The organism is Brevundimonas vesicularis, assembly GCF_032067225.1.
GTDB lineage: Bacteria > Pseudomonadota > Alphaproteobacteria > Caulobacterales > Caulobacteraceae > Brevundimonas > Brevundimonas vesicularis_F.
The window spans coordinates 1-5,992 of the sequence record NZ_DAMBJX010000098.1 but is presented as its reverse complement, the minus strand read 5'-3'; the positions used below and the strand labels follow the sequence as shown (position 1 = coordinate 5,992).

6 protein-coding genes and 3 tRNA genes are annotated in these 5,992 nt (G+C 64.9%); 3 read left to right on the top strand and 6 right to left on the bottom strand.

Features of this window, described 5'->3' with window-relative positions:
- Window positions 1-750: DEAD/DEAH box helicase (locus RT123_RS15365; protein ID WP_313010082.1), on the bottom strand; the 750-nt coding region annotated here is incomplete at its 3' end.
- A 145-nt stretch (window positions 751-895) separates the two neighbouring features.
- Between RT123_RS15365 and RT123_RS15360 the strand changes: the two genes are divergently transcribed.
- A complete protein-coding gene (locus RT123_RS15360; RefSeq protein WP_313010081.1) occupies window positions 896-2,470 on the top strand; it encodes an amino acid permease in 1,575 nt (524 codons plus the stop codon).
- Between the two features lie 120 nt (window positions 2,471-2,590).
- On the opposite strand, the gene RT123_RS15355 is transcribed toward RT123_RS15360, so the two are convergent.
- From RT123_RS15355 to RT123_RS15340, 4 genes are all read right to left on the bottom strand, one after another.
- Window positions 2,591-2,675: transfer RNA gene (locus RT123_RS15355), tRNA-Leu, on the bottom strand.
- A gap of 49 nt (window positions 2,676-2,724) precedes the next feature.
- A complete protein-coding gene (locus RT123_RS15350) occupies window positions 2,725-3,087 on the bottom strand; it encodes a hypothetical protein (protein ID WP_313010079.1) in 363 nt (120 codons plus the stop codon).
- Between the two features lie 68 nt (window positions 3,088-3,155).
- A complete protein-coding gene (locus RT123_RS15345; RefSeq protein ID WP_313010078.1) occupies window positions 3,156-3,671 on the bottom strand; it encodes a DNA starvation/stationary phase protection protein in 516 nt (171 codons plus the stop codon).
- A gap of 125 nt (window positions 3,672-3,796) precedes the next feature.
- Window positions 3,797-3,870 (bottom strand) — tRNA-Gln (locus RT123_RS15340).
- Between the two features lie 201 nt (window positions 3,871-4,071).
- Here RT123_RS15340 and RT123_RS15335 point away from each other — a divergent pair.
- Window positions 4,072-4,148, top strand: a tRNA-Pro gene (locus tag RT123_RS15335).
- Window positions 4,149-4,208: 60 nt separating this feature from the next.
- Here the strand turns inward: RT123_RS15335 and ilvC are convergent.
- Window positions 4,209-5,243, bottom strand: coding sequence for a ketol-acid reductoisomerase (ilvC, locus tag RT123_RS15330; protein ID WP_313010076.1), 1,035 nt, complete (start codon window positions 5,241-5,243; stop codon window positions 4,209-4,211).
- Here ilvC and RT123_RS15325 point away from each other — a divergent pair.
- A complete protein-coding gene (locus RT123_RS15325; RefSeq protein ID WP_313010075.1) occupies window positions 5,242-5,784 on the top strand; it encodes a DUF924 family protein in 543 nt (180 codons plus the stop codon). The two genes, ilvC and RT123_RS15325, sit on opposite strands and share 2 nt — an antisense overlap.
- Window positions 5,785-5,992 lie beyond the last annotated feature (208 nt).

The following is a 5,992-nucleotide window of genomic DNA, read 5'->3' as shown; positions in this document are numbered from 1 at the left end:
CCGGTCCAGCCCGCCATACAGGGGCACGACATCGACGTTCGGCATCCGGAGCCGCTCGTTTACCAGCCGAGCGACCCGATGAATTTCGCCCTGTCCTGGCAGGAAGACCAACACCGATCCGACCTCCTCGCCCAGCGCTGTCAGGCAGGCGCGCGCCACAGCCTCTTCGAACCGTTCGGACGGATTGCGGCCCAGATACCGGGTCTCGACCGGCCAGGCCCGTCCCTCGGCCTCGATCACCGGCGCGCCGTCGAGCAGGCGCGAGACCCCGACCACATCCAGCGTCGCGGACATGACCAGCAGCCGCAGGTCCTCGCGCAGCAGCTTTTGCGTGTCTCTCGCCAACGCCAGCCCGAGGTCGGCGTCCAGGCTGCGTTCATGGAACTCGTCGAACAAGACCGCGCCCACGCCGTCCAGCCCCGGATCGTCCAGAATCATTCGCGTGAAGACGCCCTCGGTGATCACCTCAATCCGCGTGTTCGGCCCGATACGGCTCTGCAGCCGGGTGCGATAGCCCACCGTCGCGCCTGGCTGTTCGCCCAAGGTCGCAGCCATCCGGTCGGCGGCCGCCCGTGCGGCCAGGCGTCGCGGCTCCAGCACCAGCACCTTGCCCTCCAGCCAGGGCTGATCCAGCAGGGCCAGCGGCACGACCGTCGTCTTGCCCGCCCCCGGCGGCGCCGCCAGCACGGCCGTATTGCCCGCGCTCAGAGCGGCTTTCAGCGGTTCCAGAACGGCGTGGATGGGCAGCATGCGTCGCCTCTAGCCTGCCGACGTGTGATCACGAAAGCGTCGTCGCGCCTTAACCACCCCGTCATGCGCGTTGCGCGCCGCCTCATCCGTCGCTAGCGTCCGCCCCAAGCAGCCGAGGGGCTGCATCAAAACGTGGGGGTATTATATGTGGCGCGTTAAGTCGCTCGACGCGATCCTTGCCACGGCCGAGAAGAAGTCGCTTCACCGGTCGCTTGGTCCTATTCAACTAACGCTTCTGGGTATCGGGGCCATCATCGGCACCGGAATTTTCGTCCTGACCGCTTCGGCCGCCCAAAAGGCCGGACCGGGCATGATGATCAGCTTCGTCATCGCCGGCGCCGTCTGCGCGGTCGCAGCGCTCTGCTACTCCGAACTCGCGTCGATGGCCCCGGTTTCGGGCTCGGCCTACACCTACACCTACGCCGTCATGGGCGAACTGCTGGCCTGGACGGTCGGTTGGGCGCTGATTCTGGAATACGCCGTGGCCGCCTCGGCCGTGTCGGTCGGTTGGTCGGGGTATGTGCTGGGGCTGATAGAACAGGGGCTCGGATTCGATTTCCCCGACCTCCTATCCGCCGGGCCGACCTGGTCGATGAACGGCTTCATCCCCACGCCTGACTTCTCGGCCGGGATCGTCAACATCCCCGCCATCGTCGTGGCCCTGCTGGTGACGGCTCTGCTGATGGTCGGCACCACGGAATCGGCCCGGGTCAATGCAATCCTGGTCGCGATCAAGGTCGTCGCCCTGACGGTCTTCATCGTCATCACCCTGCCTGTCATTAAGTCGGCCAACCTGTCGCCGTTCGCTCCCAATGGCCTCTTCGGCCAATACTCGGGGATGGGCATCGTCGGCGCCGCGGCCTCAATCTTCTTCGCCTATGTCGGCTTCGACGCCGTTTCGACGGCGGCCGAAGAGACCAAGAACCCGCAGCGCAACGTGCCCATCGGCCTGATCGGCTCTTTGGCCATCTGTACGGTCTTCTATCTGCTGGTCGCACTCGGCGCCGCCGGCGCCATCGGCGCTCAGCCAGTTCTGGGCGCCGCCGGTGAAGCTGTTCAGCCGGGCTCGCCTGCCTTCGTCGCCGCCTGCGCCCTGCCCGCCAACGCCGAAATGCTGGTCTGCTCCAACGAGGCCCTGGCCCACGTTCTGCGCGTCGTCGGTCACCCCCAGATCGGCAACGCCCTTGGCACCGCCGCCCTGCTGGCCCTGCCGTCGGTCATCCTGATGATGATCTTCGGTCAGACCCGCATCTTCTTCGTGATGGCGCGTGACGGTCTGCTGCCGGAAGGCCTGACCAAGATCCACCCCAAGTGGAAGACGCCCTATATCGTGACCGCCGCCACCGGCATCGCGGTCGCCATCGCCGGCGCCCTGTTCCCGGTCGGTCAGTTGGCCGACATCTCGAACTCGGGCACCCTGTTCGCCTTCTTCATGGTGTCGATCGCGGTTCTGGTGCTGCGGGTCAAGGATCCGAACCGTCGCCGTCCGTTCCGTACGCCGCTGATCTGGGTGTTCGCGCCCCTGTCGGCGTTCGGCTGCGCCTTCCTGTTCTGGAACCTGCCGCACGACGCCAAGATGGTGCTGCCGATCTGGGGCGGCATCGGCCTGGTGATCTACTTCCTGTATGGCTACCGCAAGAGCCACCTGGGTCGCGGTCTGGTCGAGGTTCACGAAACCGACGGCGACGTCCCGCCGCCGCCCGTGCCGCCAATCCGCTAAGACCAAACCGGGCCTGTCGCACCAATCGCGGCAGGCCCATCTATCGGCCTCAAGTAGCTCGCAAGGGCGATAGGCCAAGAATAAAGAAAGGCCCCGGATCGCTCCGGGGCCTTTTTTGTCTGGTGCGGATGAGAGGACTCGAACCTCCACGCCTCTCGGCGCTGGAACCTAAATCCAGTGCGTCTACCAGTTCCGCCACATCCGCATCGGGTAGGCGGTCGCGTCTAGAGGGTGACGCCGCTCAGGGCAAGGCCTCAGCGACGCCCCGCAACCAGTTCGTTGCGAATGGAGCGTCCCAAGGGATCGCGGGCGCGCCAGGTGTCGCCGACATCGGCCTCGACCATCCGGCTGCAAAAGCGCGGCAGGATCTGACGCGGGCTGAAGCCGGACAAACAAATCTTGTCACCCTCGGCCGACCAGCGGGCCGCCACACGTCGCCCATCGGAAAACTGCGAGGTGTAGCGCCCATCCGGCTCGAAATAGTGCCTGACCCACTGTCCATTCGGATAATGGGACACGATCGTATTGCCGAACGCCTTGGACATATCGGCTGAAGCGGGCGAGGCCGCCAGCACGCCCAAGATCGCCAAGCCGCAGATCACCGAACCCTGCTTCACACGCCCCTCCTGCGCCGTCCGTCATCGACTATCGACGATACATAAGACGGCGCAAGCGCTGCGGTTCCTCAGCCGTTTCCGCGGCGACCCGATTCGAACAGAAACCAGACGCGCTTTTCGCTGTCGTCGATCCAGTTCTCCAGCAGGCTGGCGGTCGCCACGTCGTTATGCTCGTCGCATAGGTCATGCACCTCGCGCATTCGGCCGATCAGCTCACCGTTGTCGTCGCGAAGCTCGGCCAGCATATCCAGCGGGTCGACATAGTCGGCGTCATTGTCGGCGATGCGTGATTCCTTGGCGATCTGACCAATGGAGCGCAGCGTGGTCCCGCCGATCTTGCGCGCCCGCTCGGCCATGGGATCAGTCATGGCCAGGATTTCCGCCGACTGCTCGTCCAGCATCAAATGATAGTCCCGGAAATGCGGGCCTGAGACGTGCCAGTGGAAATTCTTTGTCTTGATGTAGAGGGCGAACGTATCGGCCAGCAGCCCGGTCAGTGCGGCGGAAATGCTCTGGGTCGCCTCCTCCGACAGGCTCGTTGGCGTCTTCAGGGGCGCCAGGCGCTTTTCTTTGGCGGTGACCATCATCGTTCTCCTCAGCAGTAGTCTGCGGTCAAGCTAGGTAGCCGGGCATCCGAACGGAAGCCCTGGCGCAGATGATAATGCTGAAGCTGTAAAGTGGTTCGGCGGCGCCGACCTTTGTCGGCGGATGGCTGGGGAACTAGGACTCGAACCTAGAATGACGGTACCAAAAACCGTAGTGTTACCATTACACCATTCCCCAGCAGGACCGGCGTTTCCGAAGCACTCTGTGCGGCGGAGGCGGTCAGATACGCCAAGCCGTTTTGGGATGCAACACCCTCTTTCAGGACTATTTTCGCTTACCGTGAAGATGGGTCGAAATGGGCGCTTGCGGCCCATCGAACCCATGGCTATAAGCCGCGTCCTCACTTCGGGGCGACGCCGCCAGGCCAGCCCCCACGGTCGGAGTGTGGCTCAGCCTGGTAGAGCACTGCGTTCGGGACGCAGGGGTCGGAGGTTCGAATCCTCTCACTCCGACCATCTTCTCCTCAGAAAAATCGACGATGCGACAGAGGGCCTTCGCCCGCCGCCATGTCCGCGTTAGTCGTCGTTCGCCGCGCTCTCCATCGCCTGGCGCGCCACCGCATTCAGATGCGCCCCAACCGACTCGATGGTCCTAGAGCCCAGCGCCTTTCTGCGCGCGCTCAGATCGGGCGAACCCGCGTCGTAATCGGCCATCAGTCGCCGCACGAACGCCCCGCCCTGCACCTCGGCCAGCACCTGATCCATCGCCTGGCGAGACTCGGCTCCGATGACGCGCGGTCCGGTCAGATAGGCCCCGTATTCCGCCGTGTTCGAAATCTTGGCGAAGGCGCCCGCGATGCCGCGTTCGTACATCAGGTCGGTCACCAGCTTGGTCTCGTAAAAACATTCGAACCACGCCACCTCGGGCGGATAGCCGGCGTCGACCAGCTTCATGAAGGCCGCATCGATCAGTTCGGCGATGCCGCCGCACAGCACCACCTGTTCTCCGAACAGATCGCTCTCGCACTCGTCGCGCATCGTCGTCTCCAGAACGCCCTTGCGCCCGCACCCCAGCGCCGCCGCATAGGACAGGCCCAGCGCATGCGCGCCGCCTGTCGCGTCCTGCTGCACGCCGAACAGGCAGAAGACCCCCTCTCCGGCTTCGTACAGATCGCGGATACGCGGCCCGATCCCCTTGGGCGAGGCCAGGATGACGTCCAGATCCGCGCGCGGTTCGACCAGGCCGAATCGCACCGACAGGCCGTGGGCGAAGACCAGGGCTGCGCCCGGCCGCACGTTCGGCTCCAGCTCGTCGCGCCACAGATCGCGGTGCGCCTCGTCTGACGTCATGACGGCGACCACGTCGGCGCCCGACGCGGCCTGTGCGGCCGTCATCACCTCGAACCCGTCGGCGCGCGCCAGGTCTCGCGTCTTGGAGTCGGCCTTCAGACCCACCACGATGTCGGTCACGCCCGAATCGCGCAGGTTCAGCGCATGGGTCCGCCCCTGGCTGCCGTACCCGATCATGGCCACGCGCTTGCCGCGGATGATCGAAAGATCGCAGTCGCGATCATGGAAGACGGGCAGCGGATTGGGTAGGGTCTGGGTCATGACCGCCTTCATAACCTTATCCGACGTCGTCGCCTTCTGGAAAGAGGCTGGGCCCGAAAAGTGGTTCGCCAAGGACGAGGCGTTCGACGCCGACTTCCGCGAGCGAGGCCACGCCCTGCATTGGGCCGCCGCACGCCGCGAACGGGACGACTGGATGAACACGGCCGAGGGCGCCTTGGCGCTGTTGATCCTGCTGGACCAGTATCCGCGAAACAGTTTTCGCGGCACGGCGCATCAGTTCGCCACCGACCCGCTCGCCCTGATGTTTGCAAACCAAGCCGTGGCGCGCGATCTGCATCTGGCGGTCGAGCCGGCGCTAAAGAACGTCCTCCTCCTGCCCTTCGAACATTCCGAACGGATCGAGGATCAGAACCGCTACATGGCCTTGATCGCTGGCGACGCGGAGTTGGAGAAATGGGGCAAGCTGCACCGCGACATCATCGTTCGCTTCGGCCGCTTCCCGCACCGCAACGCCGCGCTGGGCCGCTGGACGACGCCTGAAGAACAGACCTTCCTCGACGAAGGCGGCTTCGGCGGCTGAAACAAGATGCGGTGGACACGCCAGCCATCGCAATGCCGCTGGTCTATCCGCAGCGATTTCAACCGCTTGCCGATTTATGTCCCCCTTCTCCCATCCACGGGGTCAAACGGCCCCATCATGCCCCTGTCTCGTCGCATGGAGGGCTCGCCTGGCCTGCGACCTTGCGGCGGCGAGAGCGGAGGGAACGGGGGCGATGGTGAAATCCCAT